This is a genomic window from Chitiniphilus purpureus, assembly GCF_025642115.1.
Classification (GTDB): Bacteria; Pseudomonadota; Gammaproteobacteria; order Burkholderiales; family Chitinibacteraceae; genus Chitiniphilus; species Chitiniphilus purpureus.
Genome location: NZ_CP106753.1, coordinates 462,088 through 480,467, shown reverse-complemented (window position 1 = coordinate 480,467; position 18,380 = coordinate 462,088). Strand labels below are relative to the sequence as shown.

The following is an 18,380-nucleotide window of genomic DNA, read 5'->3' as shown; positions in this document are numbered from 1 at the left end:
GCAGGAACCCCGCGCGCAGCGGAGCCCTGCCGCGGCATGCATAGGCCGCCGGCAACGGGGTCAGCGGACGGCGCGTCTCGCGTCCGCCGCCCCCCATGCCGGTTCAGCCTCGAAAGCGGCGTGCAGCAAGTCCATAAAAGCCGGAGCCTGCGGAATGCCGGCCGGGCCGATCGCCGTGACCGCGACTCCGGGCGTCCATGAGTTCATGACGACCGCGCCCTCGAACCCTGCCACATCGGCAACACCGACATCCTCATGCCGCTGCGCGATACCGAGCCCATCCAACTGGCGCTGGATCATGCGCATCATGGTTCCGGGCAGCATCTGCGCACGTGGCCAGACGACGGCGTGGCCATCCCAAAAGGCAAGATTCCAGATGGTCGCCTCACTCAACCGGCCTTGCCGGTCAACGAACGCAGCATCATCGAAACCCTGCTCCACGGCCTTGCGCAGGTAATAGGTCTTTGCGCCTTCGCCCACGTGCTTGATCGTCGGATAGTGCCGCTCATGCTCGACGACGCCCAGCCGCAGCGGGCCCTTGGGACCATTGGACGGCGGGCCGGTACGAACCAGCAGGCCAGGCTCGACCTCCCTGCTTCCCACCGTGAACTCACCCTCGGGCGGGAAGGCCGTCACGGTAAGCGACTGGTTGGGCGGCCCATCTTCGATCGCGCGCCAGAGACTGCGCATCACCGTCTCGTCAGAAGGAGCCCGACCGAACAGTTCGATCGAGGCGTTGCTCAGGCGCGTCAGATGCAGGTCCAGTCCCTTCACCCTGCGCTGACGGACCTGCATTGCAGTGAAATGCGCGAATCCAGAGAATGCAAGCGGCGCTAGGTCGGCCGTGCCTACAGGCCCGCCATTGAGCAGGATCGGGTACGTTGCGGGATGGGGTGACATGATGGCGGCTCCTCGGCTGTCGATCGGGAGCACGCAGTGTAGAATCTGACAGCACTGTTAGAGTCAAGCCCACTATGAAGATCGGCGAACTGTCCAGACGCTGCGATGTGAGTATCCGCATGCTTCGTTACTACGAAGCGGAAGGACTGCTGCAACCGCACCGCACCCCGAATGGGTTCAGGGAATATGGGCTGCTCGAGGTGCAGACGGTCGAGAGGATCAAGCTGCTGGGCGCCGCCGGCATGACGCTGGCCACGATCAAGCAGTTTCTGCCCTGCATCCGCGGCGAAGGTCATCTCCTGGAACCATGCGATGAGCTGCGTGCCACGCTGATCGAGCAGATTTCCCAGGTCGATCAGAAGACCGAGCGGCTGATGCAAAGCCGTCAGGTGCTGGAGCGGTTTCTACGCGAAATACAATGAAGCCGCGGCACGGCTGAACGCGGCCGGTCCGCCCCCGGCACCACGGCAATATCGCGCCAGCGCAGCGCATGCCCTGATGCCGGCCAGCGCGGCTCGGCCGCAGCCCGTCAAACCTGCGAGACGGTCCTTGTCGCCCATGGCACTGGGCAGGCATGCCTTGTCATGGGTGACAACCAGCGCCCTGACTGCAGGCTGTTGCCGGTGAAACCGGGATTGCCTCAGACGTTAAAGCGGAAGATGGCCTCAGAAGTGCCATTTCTGCTGGGACTCAGTGCAGTTCGGCTCATTCTGTAGTCACCTCCGTATACATTTTTTTCGGGCATCCCCAAGTGGGTGGCCTCACCCGTGTTCACTTGGTCTGCTCCGCCAAGAGATCGAGCACGTCGGTCTCCAGGATCGCGCCCAGTTTGCACAGGACCAGCAGGGACGGGTTGCCCACAGCGCGCTCGATCTGACTCACGTAAGTGCGATCCACATCCGCGCTCAGGGCGAGCGCCTCCTGCGACAAGCCACGCTTGCCCCGGAAGTCTTTCGTGTTGCGCGCCAAGTCCTGACGCATTTGCTCGTAGTTTCGTCCCATCAACGCCGAGCATGGGCGTCATGAGACCTTTAATCCACGGATTATATTCGACAATGTCGAATATAGTCTTCATAATCAGCTCAACTTGGGATCAAAGGGAGCTGATGGATGAGTGGACTCTGCATTCGGATGCTGGCCGGGCTGGCCGTTGTGATGACCGTGACCGGCTGTGTCACGACACAGCCGCAGGTTGACGGCTCGACCAAGGTTCACCTCTCCTTGGGTGGCGTGTCGAAGGTCAGCCAAGGTAACGTGGCACCGCCTCCTACTACCGAGACTCACCCAGCCGTCGTTGCCAATCAAGCAAAGCCAGACCAAAGCGCGCCGCCCGGCGCTCCTGGCATCCGTGCAACAGCCCTGGCAGGCGTCTTCAGCAAGCACTCCTACGACGGAACGCCCAAGACCCACTTCCCCCGCGTGGCAGTCACGGTCACGGACTGGTCCCGCAGTGACTGCTGGATCGGCACCGCCACCATTTGGAGGAGCAAGACCAAGTCCGAAGCTGTGCCCGCCTTCTCTGTGTGCTGGGGACAGTCGGTGGGGTACGCGGTCAACAACGCCGCAAACCTGCACCTCTTCATGCAGCAGATGGCGGTCGAGCACAGCGGCAATGTCCGCACCGTTGGCCCCAAGCCGCCCATGCTGGCCATCCCCGACCGGCAGCCGATTAGCGAGCGGCAGCAGCTCGCCTTCCAGGGGTTTATCCAGCAACTGGTGCTCGACACCGGCTGGCAGCCGGGCGCACCGACCAATCTTTGGTTGGTGGGGTATGACGCCAATAGGACCATCAAGCCAAGCATGCCTTCGGTCTCCAGCAACGGAGCGTCGCAGCCCGTGGACACCAAGACCAAGGCGCAGCTCGAACAGGCGTTGGGCTGCGCGGCCATCGGTCCACGATTTGAATTAGCTGAGTCAATGCTCAAGCAGGCGGGATGGAATCCAGATCAAGGCGTCACGCCGGTCATGCTCGCCGAGCCCGTCAAGGTCAATGGATTCAGCGTCCGCAAGGTAGCGGTGTCACGTGATGGTGGTGAGCAAACCTACCGCAGCTACTTGCCCGGCCTCACGGTCCAGCAGCTTGCGAAATCAGCCTCGCTGAAGCTGGGTAAGGACGGCAAGACCTATGGTCGTTTGACCAAGATCGGCGTGTTGTCGGCGGGCATGGAGGGCGGCGAAGCCACGCTGACCTGTACCGTCAACACCGAAGGTTCGGAGGACTGACCATGGCAATGCAATGTCCGAGCTGCGGCAGCACGCACATCCAGGCAATGGCCGTTGTGCATGCGGGCGGCACGCAGCAGTTCCACGCAACGCACACGGCTGTCACCTCAGATGGGCAGTTCGTTCAAGGCAGCAGCCAGGGCTCCCAGTCCACTGCGCTGGCTCAGCATTGCGCCCCGCCCGCACCGCCGTCACCGCTACCGTTCATTGGAGCCTATGGGATTGGCGGCATCATCATCTACATTTCGATGACGGTTTGCCCATTGTTGGCACGTGAGTGCGTGTACGTAGGCATGGCGGGCCTGCGCTACAACTGGAAGCAAGCCGCAGTCGGCTTGGGAGTTATCGCGTTGGGATGGCTGCTGATGAAGGGCTGGCGTGCCCAGGCCAAGGTCTACAGTACCGCGAAGCGCCAGTGGCAGAGTACGTGGTTTTGCCATACGTGCGGGCAGGCACATCTCAGAACATGATCGGTACACTCCCGTTATCGTAGTTACCGTAATTACGATAACGGATGCATGGGCTACCGATGGACAGTCATTCCAGCGGTGAAACCGATACCGGGCTTGCTGCCATCTGGAAGCAGCTTTAGGTCGGTGGGCTCGATGTGATCACGCTGATCCCGAGCGGCATGTCCGAGCGCCCGTCGCAATGCCAGGCCCAGAGTTCGCGGCGGCAGATGCTTCAACTTCGCCAAAACTGCCGCGTCGAGACGGGGCACGAAGGCAGAGCCCCAGCTGGCTTCTGCCCGCATCCGTCCGTAGATGTTCTGAGCGATGCATGCGACCTGATCAGGTGTAGGCGCATGGACATGCAGCACCGTGAGCCGCGACAGCAATGCGCTCGGGATGCCCTCCACACTGTTTGCCGTCGCAATCCAGTTCACGTGGCTGGCATCGATGGCGAAATCACGGATAGAGAGGTCAGTGAAGGACCGTGCGCTGCGGGGCTCAAGGAGGGTGTACAGCGCCGCCAATGGGTCGTACTGGCGCACCTGCTCAGTCTTGTCCAGTTCATCCAAGACCACGACTGGGTTGGCCTTTGGCTGGTAGGCAAGCAGCTCGAACAGGAGGCCCGGCTCGGAATTGCTCCAGAAGGCCTCTGAGCCAGCCAGTGGCGAACCGGATTGGGCGCTGGCCATGTCGAACACACGGAAGGGCAAGGCTAGCCTTTCCGCCAGCCAGCGGGCCGCTTCTGTTTTGCCGATGCCCGCAGGCCCGACAAGCAGTAGCGGCGACCAGGCAACACGGCCATCGCCCATCGCATTGAGGGCAAAGTGGTCGTGCAGCAGCTCGGCCAGCTCGCTGAAGTTCGGGAAAGCTTGGGTGAACTCTTCGATCAGAACGTCCCACTCGTCGGGCAGCATGCCGAGCGTGCGCCGCTCATGGCCGGCCGCCCGGATGCGCTCCGCGATCTGCTGGGCACGCTTGAACTTTTCGTCTGCCTTCGCGCGATGGCGGTCAACAAATTGCTTGAGGCCGGAAGCGTCCAGAAAGCTGATCAACGGCGCGTGCTTGTCGTCAGTCGAAGTGCCGCTGCTGTCGCGTGCGGGAATGGGGCTGTCGGGCAGGTCTTTCTTGGCGGCTTCGGTGCGTGTGGATGCATCGCTATCGGCAGTGCTGCTCGCGCGCTCTGCATCCGCCGACTCCAAGGCCTTCGCAGCCCTCTTGAAACGCTTGATATCCTCTGCGAACAGTCCGACCACTTGCTCGTGCGCGGCGCACCGAGCGCCTTGGGGGGCATTGGCATCGCCACCAAAAACCGGAGCGCCGCACACAGGGCAGCACTGCTGGGCGGCGTGCCGAGCCTGTTCCACCACGTCGAGCAAGGCGCGCTCGCGCTGGATGCTGGCATCGGAGACCTCGACTCGAACAGCTAGCTTCTCCCGGGTAGCAGTGACACAGAACAGCGGACGACGCTGATAGTCACTGCGATGCATCAACCGCTCGCATTGATCGATCAACTCGGCGACAACGGCGAGATGACCTGGGGCGGGCTGAAACACCTGTTTCTCCAGCCAAGGGTGAAGTCGCTTCAGCTCTCCAACTGCCTCTTGGTACTCTCGGCGTCGCATAGGGCGGTACTTTCGTCGCAGGCTGTGCATGGCATTCTCCATCTAACTATAATTTACTATAACAATGTAAACGCAACATGCCAAGCCTTGGCTGGGTGATGGTCGCCCTGTTATAGTAATTTACTGTTAGAACAATGTAGGTGCCATATGCCGACACTTCAGGCCGAACAACTGCGTGCTATAGCAGCCGCACTCATACGCCTGCGTGGCGATACGCTGGGCTCTGTGGGGATGGCCACTGGCATCCGTCCCGCAAACCTGTCCGTTTGGCTAAGGGGCAAAGAGCAGGTCATTTCTGTCAAGCGCGTGGCGACGTTGATGTATCACCTAGGGCTTGAGGGGAGCAGCCTGCGCGCAGACATCCTCCACCAATGGCGGGACTCTGGTGCCTTAGATGACCTGGGACTGGTGCTGAACGCCCTGGTCGGCTCAGAGGCTGTTGTGCTTTACCAGGATGGTCAGCCAGGCCTTACCAAGACCCGGTTCCTGCAAATTGGCGGTGTACTTGTCCGCGTCGAGCTAACCGCTGGTGTTGCGGCAGCACAGGACTTGGCCGACTTCATTCAACCGCACCGTGTGATCGCGCTGGCTGAGCCCCTTGCTGCGGTCCCGGTGGAGCTGGTCAGTGCCACGCGTGAAGCATTGCTTACGCTGGCTGAGCAAGCTGCAAATGACGTGGGCGACGACGAGCTGTTGGACAGTCTGCTGTTTCAGCTTGGAAATAGCAGTTGGCCGACCGCTTCAACCAACACCAGTTCTCCCGTCGGCTGGCAAGAGCTGGAGCACGCACTACGCGCAGCACTACATGATGGGTTTGAGCCCAGCGCGATTGCGCAATGGATTTCCGCAGCACGGGATAGCCAGAAATAGGCATTAATTGTTGCGAAAATGCAACGAGCGATGATTTATTTCGCTCGCACCGTCATTTGCACCCTCGCGATCCACGAAACGCGCAAGTAACTGTTGATAAAAGACATTTTCCAGTTAAAAAGATGGCGATTCAGGTTTCTAGCTTCTGAGCCAAAACAACTGATTCCATATCTGTCATGCGGCAGTGAATGGTCGTTGGCCGGCCAATTTTGAAGAAGCGGCTTTCGTATTCGTGCGCGAGCGGAGGTCAATCGACTAATGCGAAGTTGAACTGTCCGTTTCGTCGGGGACGGCAGTGCTTGCGTTTCCCTATACGGTCAAAAACGTGCCGTTGCATGTTTTAGACAATGGCATCAGTTATACGAACTTGGCATGTAAATCGCGGAATATGGCCAAAATCTCGGCCTCTGGACACGCCAACAACGCAGAACGAAGAATTGCCTGTCATTACACGAAATGGTGGGCAAGCAAATGAAAAACCGCATCCTCCGGTACAGCGACCTGGAAACACAGTTGGGCATGAACCGCGTCACCATCTGGCGCAGGACGAGAACAGACCCAACTTTTCCACGCCCGATTCGATTGGGTAACTCTGGCTCTCGCAACGCGGCCATTGGTTTTTTGGCCGAGGAGGTCGAGGCTTGGATCGCCCTGCAAGCCGCTACTGCACGGGTGGACCGCTGATTATGAGGATCAGTGGAGACGCCCATGAACGCCTCTCAGTTGCTGATCGTTCGGCGTCGGCACACGGGGAATTTCACTCAAATCCCGAATGCTTTGATTCGCAATGACGAACTTAGCTCGAAATCTCTTGGGGTGATTGTTCATCTCCTATCACTCCCACCAGGGTTTCGTATCAGCATCGAATTTCTTTGCAAAGCGCGCAATGAAGGGGAAACGGCAATGCGCAGTGCGATCCAACAGCTTGAGCGGCTGAACTACATGCGAATCGTTCGTGAGCGCTCTGCGTCCGGGCGCTTCATCCATTCGAAATGGATTGTCAGTGATGAGCCGATTGTGGACTGGGCACCACACCTTGAAAACCCACGCGTGGAAGAGCCATATCTGAATCGGCCAGTTCAGGGCGATCAAGGGGCTACAAACACTGGGTTTAAAGAAACATTGGATTCATCAAAAACAACCACTACCGGGCCAAAGGGCACGCCACCTGACACTGACGAGTCGCCGGCCTTGATCGTTGACGAGAGGGACGAGGAGTGCTGGTTGTGGTTGTGCCAAAAGCTATCACTCGACCCCCAAAGGACGCGGGATCAATGCACGGGTCTCTCCCCCTCCGTATCCCTGGATGTCTTGGCAGAAGTCCTTGAATGCAAGCGTCAAAACAGCATCCGGAGGACTGTCCCCCAATTCCTTGCCTCCCTGCTGCGCAGGGCTCGCGAGGGCAAGTTCAGCTTGTCGGCTGGGGCAGAGCTGCGACGGGACCTTCGCCAAATCATTAGGCGGCAACGCGCCGTGGAAGCCGCAGCCGAGCCCACTCAAGCAATCGTGACGGATCGGCCAGTGGTGGACAGGGCTCAAGCCAGAGAAAGGCTCCAGCAGATGCGTGATGAACTCGCAAAGAAGTCACACACATCGGCAATGCCACGAGGCACAGCATGAACAACAAAAACTTGGAAAACCGATTCGCCTGGCGAGATGTCGTGGCGGATGACAAATGGGTTGGCTGGGGATGGATGCAAACCTGCAGCGTGGCGACGGGCAGGGTCAATATTGAATGCGTACAACAACCAGCTCTTGTTAATAGAACGATGCATGCGGCTTTGCGTCATTGCGCTCGATCAGACCACGTTGATCGAATATATGGACACTGGCTTCGTGCTCCGCGTGTATGTGGCCAGACTTTCATTCGATGCTGTCATCGACAGGCTGCGCCAAGTCCCATCAACTCCAGTCCATTTGGCTGCAACGGAATTGCTGAATGGCCTGGCGGATGGCGGTCTGCTCGTGCAAGTTTTTGGTAATCAACGGAGGCGTCATGGGCAACTCACACACTGATTACACAATATGCGCCACAGTGCCCCCACATGGTTGCCATACTGTTAACACAAGGGTAGGCATCAAATCCGCCAGTTGTTCACACAGTTTCGTGCATTGTTTCGCACAGTTTCAACACACTGTTCGCACATTGGGCGGCGGGGTCCAGAGGATTTTCCCCTGGCCGACATTTATCGTTGCGATAGCGACGATAAATATAGTCGGTCACTATGTTTTCAGCGACGGTGCCCCATGATCACAGGCGGCATCCAGTTTGTTCACATATCGGTCTATTCGCTGCATCCACCGAAGAAAACCTCGCGGGGAGCAGATCGAAAATGGGCTGTGCGCGACGTGCTTGCTGAAGCCAGTCGCGAGCCGCAAGCCTGCTTGCATGTGCCGAGACCGAGGCCACCCAACCTGCTGCATGGTCCCAGCCTGGCAGAGCTGGAAGCCGAGATTGGCGCCATCCATGCGCGCAGCCGTGACGCAGCTGGTCGCCGTTTGCGAAAGGACGCGTCCGTCCTGCTGGCCGGCGTAGCGTCGTATCCACGTGGCGGCATTGAGTACAGCTACTGGAAGCAAAGCACCTTGGAGTGGCTGCAAACCGAATTCGGTGAGCACCTCCGTTCTGTGGTCGAGCACACCGATGAAGCGCACCCCCATCTCCACTTCTTTGTGGTCAATCCTGATGCTGGCAACGTCAAGGACTTGCACCCTGGCTTCCGCGCGGCAAAGGGCGCTCAAACACCCAAGGAGCAACGCCTTGCCTACAACACGGCAATGCGCGCATTTCAGGACCGATTCTGGGAGCACGTTGCCGGGCCGTCCGGACTCGCTCGTTTGGGGCCGGGCCGACAGCGCATGAGTCGTGCGCAGTGGACGCGGGTGAAGTTCGGGCTGCCGGCGCAGGCCGCGTTGCTCCAGCGTGCGCGTGAGATCACGCGTGGAACGGGTGAGCGTGACCGTCAGCTTCGCTCATTCGCGCACAAGACGATGCTTGAAGCGCAGTTGTTGATCACGGAGTTGGAAGCGCGGGAGGCTCGCGTTCTGGCACTTGAAGCCAGGTTGGGATTGAAGCCGACCGCGCCAGACTCAAACGACCCTGACAAGGCCTAACCCGATCAAAACAGGTTCAAACCCTATTGAACTGGCTGAAAGTGGCGTAGACTGTGTTCAGTTGCCGCCACGCTGGCAGCGCATTTCTGTTTGGATGCAGACATGGACGACCGCTGGCTCTCTGTCGATGAAATCGCCGACTACCTCGGCGTAGCCAAAGACACCATCTACACCTGGGTGACCTCCAAGGGCAAGCCGGGGCACAAGGTTGGGCGCTTTGTAGTGGTCAACTAATTTTGGCCACATAGTTATAGCCAAGGCAATAATTGCACTCAGCCTCGTTGGGGGCCAGACCACCGTTTTAAAGATACGGTTTGAGCTGGCTGTCGTAGCTGTTTAGTCTCGGATCATAATTTACCGACGCGCAGTTGGCGACTCTACTTGGCCCGTTCGGTTTTGAGTACGCTACGCGCCTCGACCTCCGAGTCCGCCGTATGCACCTCCGTCTGCATGGCCGCGCCCGTACCACCCCGGCAGTCCGCGCCGAAATCCAGGCTACGCCGCCCTCCATCACTGATGCCGAGCTCGCTCGCCGTTATGGTGTCAGTAAACCCACCATCGCCAAATGGCGCGAGCGCACGACCGTGCATGATGAGTCCCATACCGCGCATCGCCTGCAAACCACGCTAACACCGGCTCAGGAATACATCGTCGTCGAACTGCGCAAGTTGCGGCGCTTGGCACTACTTGATTTGCTGGTCGTGGTCCGCGAATTCCTCAACCCCAACGTTTCCCGGGCCGGCCTTGGCCGTTGTCTGGCCCGTCATGGCGTCAGCCGTCTGCAGGCCCTGGAGCCGCCGCCACCGCGTCCTGACCAGGGCAAGTCATTCAAGGCATACGAGCCCGGTTTCGTGCATGTAGATGTGAAATACCCGACGTCCACCCCATCTTGAGTAGCGCGTGACTTTAGAGTCCAATCCACCATGACCTCCTCCCGCTTAACCGAGCGGTCGAAGCTAGAGATTCCCAGCTTCAAGGTGGGCGAGCCGGAACTCGCCCGGGGTCAGGTCACCCAGCGCACTGTGCGGCCTGAATTCGTTGTAATCCATTCGCCAACGCTCGATCTTCTCACGCGCGTCATCCAGCGACAGAAACCAGTGCACGTTCAGGCATTCGTCGCGCAGACTACCATTGAATGACTCGATGAACGCGTTATCCGTGGGTTTGCCGGGGCGCGAGAAGTCCAGCGTCACCCCATGCTCATACGCCCATTGATCCAGCGCCACCGAAATGAATTCGCTGCCGTTATCCACCCGGATCCGTTGCGGCGTCCCGCGCAGGGCTCGTACATGCTGCACCGTCGCCACCACATCGGCCGCTTTCAGCGCGAAATCCACCGTGATCGCCAGGCTCTCCCGGCTAAAATTATCCACCACAGTTAACGCCCGGATTTTCTGGCCGTTGAACAGCTGATCGGCGACGAAATCCATGCTCCAGCAGTCGTTCAAACTGGAGATCACCGGCCGCTCCTGCCGGTGTGCTGCAGCCACACGCCGTCTTGGCCGCTTGCGCCGCAGATTCAGCCCTTCCTCACAGTAAATCCGGTAGGTCTTCTTATGATTGATCAGCCAGCCCTCGCGCCGCAGCAGGACATGGATACGTCGTGCCCCATACCGGATGCGCGTGGCGGCAATCTCCCGAATCCGCTGGCGCTCAGCGCGATCATCGCGTGGCCGCGGTCGATAAAAGTAGGTGGCTTGGCGCAATTGGATGACTGCCGTGGCGCGACGGATGCTGATACGGTAAGCATGGATCAGGAAATTCGCCAGCTCGCGCTTGCGAGCCGGCTTCACAGCTTTTTTTGGATGACCTCCTGCAACATCTGCTTGTCCAGGCTCAGGTCGGCGACCATGCGCTTGAGGCGCGCGTTCTCTTCTTCCAGCTGCTTCAATCGGCGCAGCTCAGTCACGCCCAGTCCGCCGTACTTCTTCTTCCAGTTGTAGAAGGTCGCTTCACTCACGCCCATCTTGCGGCAGACCTCTGCCACGGTCGTGCCTGACTCGGCCTGGCGCAGCGCAAACGCGATCTGCTCTTCGGTGAACTTTGACTTTTTCATGACAAATCTCCTGCCCGGATGGGCATCAAATTTGCCAGAAATCTCTACTTTTGAACGCTACGGTTTTATGGGAGGAGGTCAACCATGACAAGGAGTTGGACATGAATAAACGATTCACCGAAGAACAGATCATTGGCTTCCTACGCAAAGCAGAAGCCGGCACGCCCGTGCAGACGGAGATTAATTGGCCTGACTTGGAGATCGATGTGCTGAGCGTACCCAAAACCGAACGTGCCAGATAGAGTCGCCAACTGCGGGCAGGTAAATTATGATCCGAGACCAGACAGCAGATATAGCTGCCAGCTTCTGGGGCTTAAATTATCATCCGAGATGCGACATTTAGCCAGCCTGAATGCCGATAAGCTGCCATTCGATAATTCTTACACAAGGGCTAGTAAAGAGTGGGAGTGATCATCTTAAGTAGAGCTTTTTTATCCACCTTCCCGGCCCTATTTAATGGAAAAGACTCCAAACAAATTAGTTGGTTTGGCAACATATAGCTAGGCAAACGCTCAGTAAGTTTCTGCCGTAATGATGACAAGTCCGTCTTCCCAAGAAGAAAAGCTATTAGAAAAGCATCGTTTGTATCTTTCTGATCCAACAAAACTACAACGTCGTCAATTTCAGAAACATTTAGAATTACGTTTTCGATCTCGCCTAGTTCTGCTCGCATGCCGCGAATTTTCACTTGGAAATCCTTTCGGCCAACAAATGCTAGATTACCATCTTTCTTCCAATAGCCAAGATCTCCTGTTCGATACATACGACCAGTACTCCATTTAGCCAGTGGATGAGAAAAAGAAAATGACTGCCTGGTTTTGTCGGGGGCATTGATATATCCAGTTCCAACCCCTATCCCAGTTACACATATTTCTCCAACTACTCCAATTGGACAGGGATTATCGTGCCGATCTAATATATGAACGCGCAAATTCCTAATCGGTTTTCCAATTGGGACGATGTTGTCAGAACCAACGTCTGTTAAAATATAGTGTGTAATGTCGTCTGATGCTTCTGTAGGTCCATACGCATTGACAATAGGGATTGCGGGGTATAAGGCAAACCAACGATTTGCTAATTCCTGTTTAAGTGCCTCGCCCGTCACAACTATTGCTCGCAGCGAGGTGAAAGTATACTTATTTTTAACACGCTCGAGATAACTTACAAAAAGAGAAAAGTAAGATGGCACTAATTCTAGGAGAGTTATGCGGTCGTCAATAATATTCCTAAGAAACAGTGCTGGAATTATCTGAACATCTTTTGAGTAAACAACAGTTGTTGCTCCTACCAATAATCCCGTGATCGCTTGCCAAATAGATACATCAAAAGTTTGCGGTGCAGTTTGAGCAATCACATCTTTCTCCGTCAGTTCTAATAACTCGATTTTTGCTTGTAAATGATTATACATCCCCCGATGCTCAATTTGAGCTCCTTTAGGCTTACCGGTAGAACCAGAGGTGAACAAGATATAGGAAAGAGAAGTTGCTTCTGCCGTTGGTTGTGTGGGACGCACTAAATTGAACAATCCTGACTGTAAGGAGTATTCGATTAATTTAACACTTGGAGTAAATGAATCAAGAAGGCTAGCCATCCTTGAATGGAGAGGCGGCGAACAGATAATTATACTGATGCCGGCTTCCTGAATCAGCTCTAGAAGGCGTATATCGGGATCTTCTGGATCTAATGGTACATAAATATCATTGTTGCTCATGATCGCAGTCATACATACGATCCATTCTACTGAGCGCGGCATAATAACACCAATAATTCGTTGCCGCCCGCTTGGAAAGTGGCAACAAATCGATGCAATTCCATTTAGCAAGTCGACATAGCTAATACTGTTATTTGCATCTTGAAGCACTTTCTTATGAGGCTGACAATCTGCCATCGCAAAGATAGAATTTAATGCCGTCCCACTCGGAAGTTCAATTTGAGGTCCACTTCCATGCGTAGATAACCATTCGATTTCTTCCGAACCAAGTAGTGAAGCACGCAGATAGCATTGCGACGCATCGGCAGAAATTTGTGAAAGAGCACTTTGATAGTATTTTGCAATCCTAGTCATATCATCGACATTTAGCATGGATTCGTTATATCTAAAATCTAGTTGCAATGTGAATTTGGCCATCTGCTCACGAAACGTGAATTTGTATGCCCTAACTTGCAGCTCCTCGACACGCACATCAGCAGGTTTTTGCGAATGCATGGGAAACAGGAACATGGTATCGATCATAGTCTGAATATCAGTTATTTCATTTTGACGATTCGTGGTCATGAACGATCGCCTGAATTCCGTGTACTGATATTTTATTCGCGCTAGCAAGCACAGCCAACTCTCACTTTCCGAAAGCTCAACAAGAAAGGGAACCAGTGAAATTTCAGTTGAGTTTTTACCTGTTATATCATCGTATACCCCAACTAAAATACTATCACTGCTAGTTAGGAGTGCAACAACACGAAGATGTACTGCCAACAGTAAAATATCTAATGCAATTTTGTTCCTAAGAAGAAAAGCGGCGACTTCACCTACAAGTGCTACATCAATAATGTGCACAAAATCACTGGCAATATAATGCCTGGCACTGCTTGATGATTGACAAATTGGAAAACCTTGCCGCTCAGCTAGTGCGTCGCGCAAATGACATAGCATATCTAATTCTTTTTTGTTTAATGACACTGTATCCTCCATTTTCTAAATTAAGGCTCATGTGGGTAGTTTAGTGATCAACTAATTTTGGCCATATTGTTATAGCCAAGCCAATAACTGCGCTCAGCCTCGTTCCGCGCTAAACCACCGTTATGGTGGTGTGGCCTCAGCTGGCTGTAGTAGCCCAGCATGTAATCTAATATTTCCCGCTCAGCTTGCACAAATGAGCTGTAGCCGACCTCTGGAACCCATTCCGTTTTCAAGCTTCGGAAGAAGCGTTCCATTGGGCTGTTGTCCCAGCAGTTGCCGCGTCGACTCATACTTTGCTGAATCTGGCATCGCCATAATAATAGTCGCAATGCTGCGCGAGCCCGCCCGAGCCATTGCTGACGTGAAACAACTCGCGTACTTTGCTGAGGTGTTGCACCTGCTCTGGCCGGATTGGCTTGGTACGTTTCCAGGCTTTAAAGCTGCTGAGATGGACTTCAAACGTACGGCACAAAAGGGCTACAGCGTAGCTCTGCTGGACTAAGCAATTATCGTGAGTTGTTCAGCGAGTCCGACATCAAGTGAGCGGTAGCCTTATTAAATTTTTCCTTTTCGAGTTCAATCTGCTTGATGCGCTTCTCTAACTCACGGATTTTGAGCAGCTCCGGCGTCATTGGCATCGCCATGGGCGTCATGCCGGTGCGCTCTTCACGCAACTGCCGAACCCATTTATCCATGACCGATTTACCCACGTCCATCGCTTGAGCGACTTTGGCAAAGGAATAGCCTTGTCGAGCAAAAGCTGTGCGCATTCGAGGCGAAATTCTGGGGTGAATGTGGGCCTGCTTTTGTTTTTCATTAAGTCACCTAATTGTTTACGAGGTGCAGGATAACAGCTCTAATCAGGTGGCCAAATTCAGTGTGCCACAACACTGATCAATAAAAGGCATAAAATGTAATCAGGAGCTGTTTGTAAGTTGCAAGGAGTTTAATGATTACCAGCGGGATACATTACAGAAAAATCCCGGAACTGCAATATTCTTTCCTGCTTGGTCGGCCAAGTTAAACAAATAAGTTCCTAGTGCCAAATCGAGTATACCCAAACCAAAGGGTGAAAAAATAATTGGTTTGTTTTCATCAAGTTGAATATCACCAACAATAGCTTCCGCGAGCGTGCCAGTCACAAAGTTCCGATTCCCAAATTTCTGTTCTGCTAGGTGCGGCGAAGTATTAGCCTTCATGCAGTGCTCAACGTCATCAAAAACGTTGTTGGCAGTAAGTATGATTTCAGGAGAAAGATCACGCAGTGAGATATTAAGCACAACTTGGCCAGAGTTAAAAAGATCTGACTTCAAAAGATATGGCTCCGAAGTGGTGGTCGCTAGAACAATAATATCGGCCCCTTTTACTGCACTATCAATCGAGGTTGAGGCAGTTGCAATTAATGAACTGCCATACATTTCAGATGCGAAATTGGCAAAACGTATAGCATCAACTTGATTTAAATCAACCACATCCAATTCTTCAAAAACCCAAGATGAAGAATGAAAAAAATCTAGAATATTTTTTGAAATAACGCCTGCACCAATGAATGTGACTTTTTTGCATCGCCTATTTAGCCGCGGTGAAAGAACATCTGCTGCCAGAACCGCGGAGGCGGCGGTCCGAGCTGCACTGATGAGCGAGGCCTCTAAACAAGCGAATGGATAGCCTGTATCATAATCATTGAGGATAAGAACAGCTGATGCACGCTGTAAGTTGCAAATGACATTTTCAGGATAACTTGATATCCATTTAATGCCAGATATTGGGGCTTCGCCAGTTAAGGCAGCTGGAAGTGCAATTATACGAGCGTTGGGTCTGTCTGGGAATCTTAAAAAGTAACTATCTGGATTTAAAGTGCGATTTCGATGGTGCTCAATATAGGTTTTGCGAACTACTTCAATAATATTTTTTTTGTTGTTTAAAATTATTTCATTGATTGCGGAGCCTGTCGTGAAAAAAAAATTGGGTTGTGTTGATGTAGTTGTGTTCATGTTTTCTTGATTACATTTCTTTGCATTGAATTGATGTTCTTAAAAATTGATTCTATAAGTAGTCTATCGCTTGAAATTATGTAAACACCACTCGTTATTGTATATTGTATCAACATATCGCTCACCGGAGTCTGGACTGATCGCCACTACGCAAGAGCCTGCCTGGATCTGCTGCTCATATTTCTTCAATGCAGCCAGCACAGTTCCAGTGGATCCACCTATCAACAGACCATACTTATGCGCAATAAAGCGAGACATGCTTATACTGTCCAACTCAGGCACATGTACCGCCTCGGTAATATCAAGACCTTCCAAAAACTTTGGGGGCTGACTGGATCCTAATCCGGGAATAAACCGTTTACATGGAAGTTTACCAAAATTAACTGAACCCTCCGAATCAACGGCAACAACTTTAGCTTGCGGTATGTAGTCACGAAAGTATCGTGCACATCCCGCGAGAGTTCCCGTTGTTCCGGCGCCAACAAATAGAAAGTCAATATCCGGAAATTCACGTGCAATTGAGCGTGCCGTGGATACGTAATGCGCTGTTGGATTGGCTTGGTTGCTATACTGATCCAACCAAACCAATTTTTTGTCCTGTGCCAATTGTTCTTTTACATACTTGAGCCTACTCCCCAGATAACCACCATTCGCGTCCATATTATCAACTACAACCACTTCTGCACCATAAGCTTTTATTAAATTAATGTTGCTTATTAATGTATTTTTATCAACCACGCAAGTGAAATTATAACCGCGCACTGCAGAAATCATACTTATGGCGACGCCAATGTTACCCGAAGAGGATTCAATAATTCTTTTATTAGCTCGTAAATCTGTTGTTTCCTCTGCAAGATCAATCAATGCGCGGGCAGTTTTAAGTTTTATTGATCCCGCAGGATTGTAAGATTCTAATTTTAAAAATACATTTGAATGTTCAAGAAATCCTGGCAGATGTAGAAATACGTCATCAAGAATGATCTCGTCAGCTCTATCAAAAATCATATCAAAAAACCATTTTGTCCATATTTATTTTGGTCAATAATCTTGATTCAAAAGATGTTGTCAAACAATGCAAGGCGCCCATTGATAACTCTAATCCTATCATTAGGAAACATTAACGACGCTGCACTGATATCACGAAATACCCGTTCAAGCCCAGTATTACTGTCTTGTAAGAATCCATCACGAATACCTGCAATTTCAACTAAATCTCGAAGCACCTCAAAGCAATAGCTTGATGAAATAATTTTTAGATTGTTAAAAAAAATCATTTCATGAGTCTCAAATCTGCCACTTTTAGTTTCAAGCAGACGCTGCCCTTTTTCAATCATTGCCGCTATCGCATCAAGTTTCATCCGTATTCTTGACAATGTACACAGGCTAATTTCTGAGCTATCAAGTTTCCGTCTTGGAATGATCTTCAATACTCGCTTTAATGAAAAACGAGCTGCACCATACCAGGATGCAGCCCAAAGTAAATGACCAATTGGTATCATTGTTGAATTTATTGTTTTCTTGAAATCTCCTTCTAATAGGCATTCAGGCTTTATCAGGCCTGAAAAAAAAACAGGGATGCTTTGAGTGCCCCGCATTCCCATGGCATTCCAAGCTCCGAGGGGCTCGATATTGATTTCCGTCTTGCTAATTAACAATGCGCAAATTTTTGTTATGGCGGCATCTTCAGTTTCGCGCATTTTCATCAAAAAATAATCAGCTTCCGAGGCATAACTTACCACAGGAGCACGCCGTCTCACCTCGATCATTTCTCCTTTTAAGAAGACTGGAGAATTAGAAGTCATCAAATCTGCACCTCCTTCATATTCAGAGGTGACTGAAGCAACCAACTTTTGATTTGTCACATCGGCTAACACTTCCGAAACTCTATTCCCTGTCATTTGGGCAATCGTGGCAACCTGTTGCGAATGCATTGCCCAAATCAAAGCGGTTGATAAGCATCCGCCTCCCAGATTTATCGCATAGCTAGTTGCGTCTGAAACACTGCATGCAGCGCCGCCGTAGCGCTGAGGAACTAATAAGGAGAATGCTCTCACATCCTTGAGAACGCTGATATTTTCGTGAGGAAACCGGCCTTCCCTATCTGGCAGGGGTGAGTTATTAAATAAGATATTGACTAGATCAGGAGTTATTTCAGTTGCAACTTTAACCATGCTATACACTCAACATACAATCTGTTTATTGGCAATAGACTGAACCACGTCCCAAAGAGTGTTAATACTTTGAAACGTTTCTGGCGTCAAAAACTCATCATCAATTGTTATTCCAAAGGCATCTTCAATCTCGAAAAGTAGTGAAATAGAAGCTAACGAATCAATACCTGCATCGGTTAGTGACAACAGCATATTGCTGGCCAAGTAATCTTCTTTAGCTCCAGACTTTTTTGAAATTATTGAAATGAATTTTTGCAGTTCATTGTTCATTATCCACCTCCATACTTCAGTTTTCTTTACT

At 52.7% G+C, this 18,380-nt stretch carries 18 protein-coding genes and 2 pseudogenes; 10 read left to right on the top strand and 10 right to left on the bottom strand.

The annotated features are described in order from the left end of the window. Positions 1 to 60 precede the first annotated feature (60 nt). Entirely contained in the window at positions 61 to 900 is an 840-nt protein-coding gene (locus tag N8I74_RS02100; protein ID WP_263125266.1) for an aminotransferase class IV family protein, read from the bottom strand. 74 nt (positions 901 to 974) lie between these two features. Between N8I74_RS02100 and N8I74_RS02095 the strand changes: the two genes are divergently transcribed. After that, on the top strand, positions 975 to 1,322 hold the full coding sequence (locus N8I74_RS02095) for a MerR family transcriptional regulator (RefSeq protein ID WP_263125265.1): 348 nt from the start codon (positions 975 to 977) through the stop codon (positions 1,320 to 1,322). 349 nt (positions 1,323 to 1,671) lie between these two features. On the opposite strand, the gene N8I74_RS02090 is transcribed toward N8I74_RS02095, so the two are convergent. Next, complete coding sequence (locus tag N8I74_RS02090) at positions 1,672 to 1,881, bottom strand: helix-turn-helix transcriptional regulator (RefSeq protein ID WP_263125264.1); 210 nt, start codon at positions 1,879 to 1,881, stop codon at positions 1,672 to 1,674. A gap of 129 nt (positions 1,882 to 2,010) precedes the next feature. On the opposite strand from N8I74_RS02090, the gene N8I74_RS02085 reads away from it, so the two are divergent. Then, on the top strand, positions 2,011 to 3,123 hold the full coding sequence (locus tag N8I74_RS02085) for a hypothetical protein (protein ID WP_263125263.1): 1,113 nt from the start codon (positions 2,011 to 2,013) through the stop codon (positions 3,121 to 3,123). A gap of 2 nt (positions 3,124 to 3,125) precedes the next feature. Then, complete coding sequence (locus tag N8I74_RS02080; RefSeq protein WP_263125262.1) at positions 3,126 to 3,593, top strand: hypothetical protein; 468 nt, start codon at positions 3,126 to 3,128, stop codon at positions 3,591 to 3,593. Positions 3,594 to 3,646: 53 nt separating this feature from the next. Here N8I74_RS02080 and N8I74_RS02075 read toward each other — a convergent pair whose 3' ends face one another. Further along, a complete protein-coding gene (locus N8I74_RS02075; protein WP_263125261.1) occupies positions 3,647 to 5,128 on the bottom strand; it encodes an AAA family ATPase in 1,482 nt (493 codons plus the stop codon). A 216-nt stretch (positions 5,129 to 5,344) separates the two neighbouring features. Here N8I74_RS02075 and N8I74_RS02070 point away from each other — a divergent pair, with 216 nt between their 5' ends. From N8I74_RS02070 to N8I74_RS02045, 6 genes and pseudogenes are all read left to right on the top strand, one after another. After that, positions 5,345 to 6,067 carry a hypothetical protein gene (locus tag N8I74_RS02070; protein WP_263125260.1) on the top strand — a complete coding sequence of 241 codons (723 nt, stop codon included), beginning with the start codon at positions 5,345 to 5,347 and terminating at the stop codon, positions 6,065 to 6,067. A gap of 471 nt (positions 6,068 to 6,538) precedes the next feature. Beyond that, the gene (locus tag N8I74_RS02065) at positions 6,539 to 6,751 is read left to right on the top strand and encodes a helix-turn-helix transcriptional regulator (protein ID WP_263125259.1); all 213 of its coding nucleotides are present in this window, start codon (positions 6,539 to 6,541) and stop codon (positions 6,749 to 6,751) included. Positions 6,752 to 6,775: 24 nt separating this feature from the next. Continuing rightward, positions 6,776 to 7,687 carry a hypothetical protein gene (locus N8I74_RS02060; protein ID WP_263125258.1) on the top strand — a complete coding sequence of 304 codons (912 nt, stop codon included), beginning with the start codon at positions 6,776 to 6,778 and terminating at the stop codon, positions 7,685 to 7,687. A gap of 627 nt (positions 7,688 to 8,314) precedes the next feature. Beyond that, positions 8,315 to 9,181, top strand: a complete 867-nt coding sequence (locus tag N8I74_RS02055; RefSeq protein WP_263125257.1) for a plasmid recombination protein — start codon at positions 8,315 to 8,317, stop codon at positions 9,179 to 9,181. A gap of 102 nt (positions 9,182 to 9,283) precedes the next feature. After that, the gene (locus N8I74_RS02050) at positions 9,284 to 9,415 is read left to right on the top strand and encodes an excisionase family DNA-binding protein (RefSeq protein WP_263125256.1); all 132 of its coding nucleotides are present in this window, start codon (positions 9,284 to 9,286) and stop codon (positions 9,413 to 9,415) included. Between the two features lie 200 nt (positions 9,416 to 9,615). Continuing rightward, a pseudogene (locus N8I74_RS02045) lies at positions 9,616 to 10,053 on the top strand (IS481 family transposase); the annotation flags it as partial. A gap of 84 nt (positions 10,054 to 10,137) precedes the next feature. On the opposite strand, the gene N8I74_RS02040 reads toward N8I74_RS02045, so the two are convergent. Then, a protein-coding gene (locus N8I74_RS02040; RefSeq protein WP_263125255.1) for an IS3 family transposase occupies positions 10,138 to 11,237 on the bottom strand; the annotation gives its coding sequence in 2 pieces (ribosomal slippage) (positions 10,138 to 10,976 and positions 10,976 to 11,237; 1,101 coding nt in all). A gap of 101 nt (positions 11,238 to 11,338) precedes the next feature. Between N8I74_RS02040 and N8I74_RS02035 the strand changes: the two genes are divergently transcribed. Then, positions 11,339 to 11,479 (top strand): hypothetical protein, encoded by a 141-nt coding sequence (locus N8I74_RS02035; protein ID WP_263125254.1) that lies wholly within the window; start codon positions 11,339 to 11,341, stop codon positions 11,477 to 11,479. 149 nt (positions 11,480 to 11,628) lie between these two features. On the opposite strand, the gene N8I74_RS02030 is transcribed toward N8I74_RS02035, so the two are convergent. The 6 genes and pseudogenes from N8I74_RS02030 to N8I74_RS02005 form a co-directional block, all read right to left on the bottom strand. Beyond that, positions 11,629 to 13,914 carry an amino acid adenylation domain-containing protein gene (locus N8I74_RS02030; protein WP_263125253.1) on the bottom strand — a complete coding sequence of 762 codons (2,286 nt, stop codon included), beginning with the start codon at positions 13,912 to 13,914 and terminating at the stop codon, positions 11,629 to 11,631. Positions 13,915 to 13,961: 47 nt separating this feature from the next. Next, positions 13,962 to 14,731 (bottom strand): annotated as a pseudogene (locus N8I74_RS02025) (transposase). Positions 14,732 to 14,867: 136 nt separating this feature from the next. Continuing rightward, positions 14,868 to 15,908 carry a 2,3-diaminopropionate biosynthesis protein SbnB gene (gene sbnB / locus N8I74_RS02020; protein ID WP_263125252.1) on the bottom strand — a complete coding sequence of 347 codons (1,041 nt, stop codon included), beginning with the start codon at positions 15,906 to 15,908 and terminating at the stop codon, positions 14,868 to 14,870. A gap of 63 nt (positions 15,909 to 15,971) precedes the next feature. After that, the gene (sbnA, locus tag N8I74_RS02015; protein WP_263125251.1) at positions 15,972 to 16,913 is read right to left on the bottom strand and encodes a 2,3-diaminopropionate biosynthesis protein SbnA; all 942 of its coding nucleotides are present in this window, start codon (positions 16,911 to 16,913) and stop codon (positions 15,972 to 15,974) included. 47 nt (positions 16,914 to 16,960) lie between these two features. Beyond that, positions 16,961 to 18,079, bottom strand: a complete 1,119-nt coding sequence (locus tag N8I74_RS02010; protein ID WP_263125250.1) for an acyl-CoA dehydrogenase family protein — start codon at positions 18,077 to 18,079, stop codon at positions 16,961 to 16,963. Positions 18,080 to 18,088: 9 nt separating this feature from the next. Further along, positions 18,089 to 18,349, bottom strand: a complete 261-nt coding sequence (locus N8I74_RS02005; RefSeq protein ID WP_263125249.1) for a phosphopantetheine-binding protein — start codon at positions 18,347 to 18,349, stop codon at positions 18,089 to 18,091. Between the last annotated feature and the right edge of the window lie 31 nt (positions 18,350 to 18,380).

Bases quoted from the DNA above. Each gene is read 5' to 3' on its own strand.
- N8I74_RS02100 (WP_263125266.1), bottom strand. From the start codon at position 900: ATGTCACCCCATCCCGCAACGTACCCGATCCTGCTCAATGGCGGGCCT.
- N8I74_RS02095 (WP_263125265.1), top strand. From the start codon at position 975: ATGAAGATCGGCGAACTGTCCAGACGCTGCGATGTGAGTATCCGCATG.
- N8I74_RS02090 (WP_263125264.1), bottom strand. From the start codon at position 1,881: ATGCGTCAGGACTTGGCGCGCAACACGAAAGACTTCCGGGGCAAGCGT.
- N8I74_RS02085 (WP_263125263.1), top strand. From the start codon at position 2,011: ATGAGTGGACTCTGCATTCGGATGCTGGCCGGGCTGGCCGTTGTGATG.
- N8I74_RS02080 (WP_263125262.1), top strand. From the start codon at position 3,126: ATGGCAATGCAATGTCCGAGCTGCGGCAGCACGCACATCCAGGCAATG.
- N8I74_RS02070 (WP_263125260.1), top strand. From the start codon at position 5,345: ATGCCGACACTTCAGGCCGAACAACTGCGTGCTATAGCAGCCGCACTC.
- N8I74_RS02065 (WP_263125259.1), top strand. From the start codon at position 6,539: ATGAAAAACCGCATCCTCCGGTACAGCGACCTGGAAACACAGTTGGGC.
- N8I74_RS02060 (WP_263125258.1), top strand. From the start codon at position 6,776: ATGAACGCCTCTCAGTTGCTGATCGTTCGGCGTCGGCACACGGGGAAT.
- N8I74_RS02055 (WP_263125257.1), top strand. From the start codon at position 8,315: ATGATCACAGGCGGCATCCAGTTTGTTCACATATCGGTCTATTCGCTG.
- N8I74_RS02050 (WP_263125256.1), top strand. From the start codon at position 9,284: ATGGACGACCGCTGGCTCTCTGTCGATGAAATCGCCGACTACCTCGGC.
- N8I74_RS02035 (WP_263125254.1), top strand. From the start codon at position 11,339: ATGAATAAACGATTCACCGAAGAACAGATCATTGGCTTCCTACGCAAA.
- sbnB (WP_263125252.1), bottom strand. From the start codon at position 15,908: ATGAACACAACTACATCAACACAACCCAATTTTTTTTTCACGACAGGC.
- sbnA (WP_263125251.1), bottom strand. From the start codon at position 16,913: ATGATTTTTGATAGAGCTGACGAGATCATTCTTGATGACGTATTTCTA.
- N8I74_RS02010 (WP_263125250.1), bottom strand. From the start codon at position 18,079: ATGGTTAAAGTTGCAACTGAAATAACTCCTGATCTAGTCAATATCTTA.
- N8I74_RS02005 (WP_263125249.1), bottom strand. From the start codon at position 18,349: ATGAACAATGAACTGCAAAAATTCATTTCAATAATTTCAAAAAAGTCT.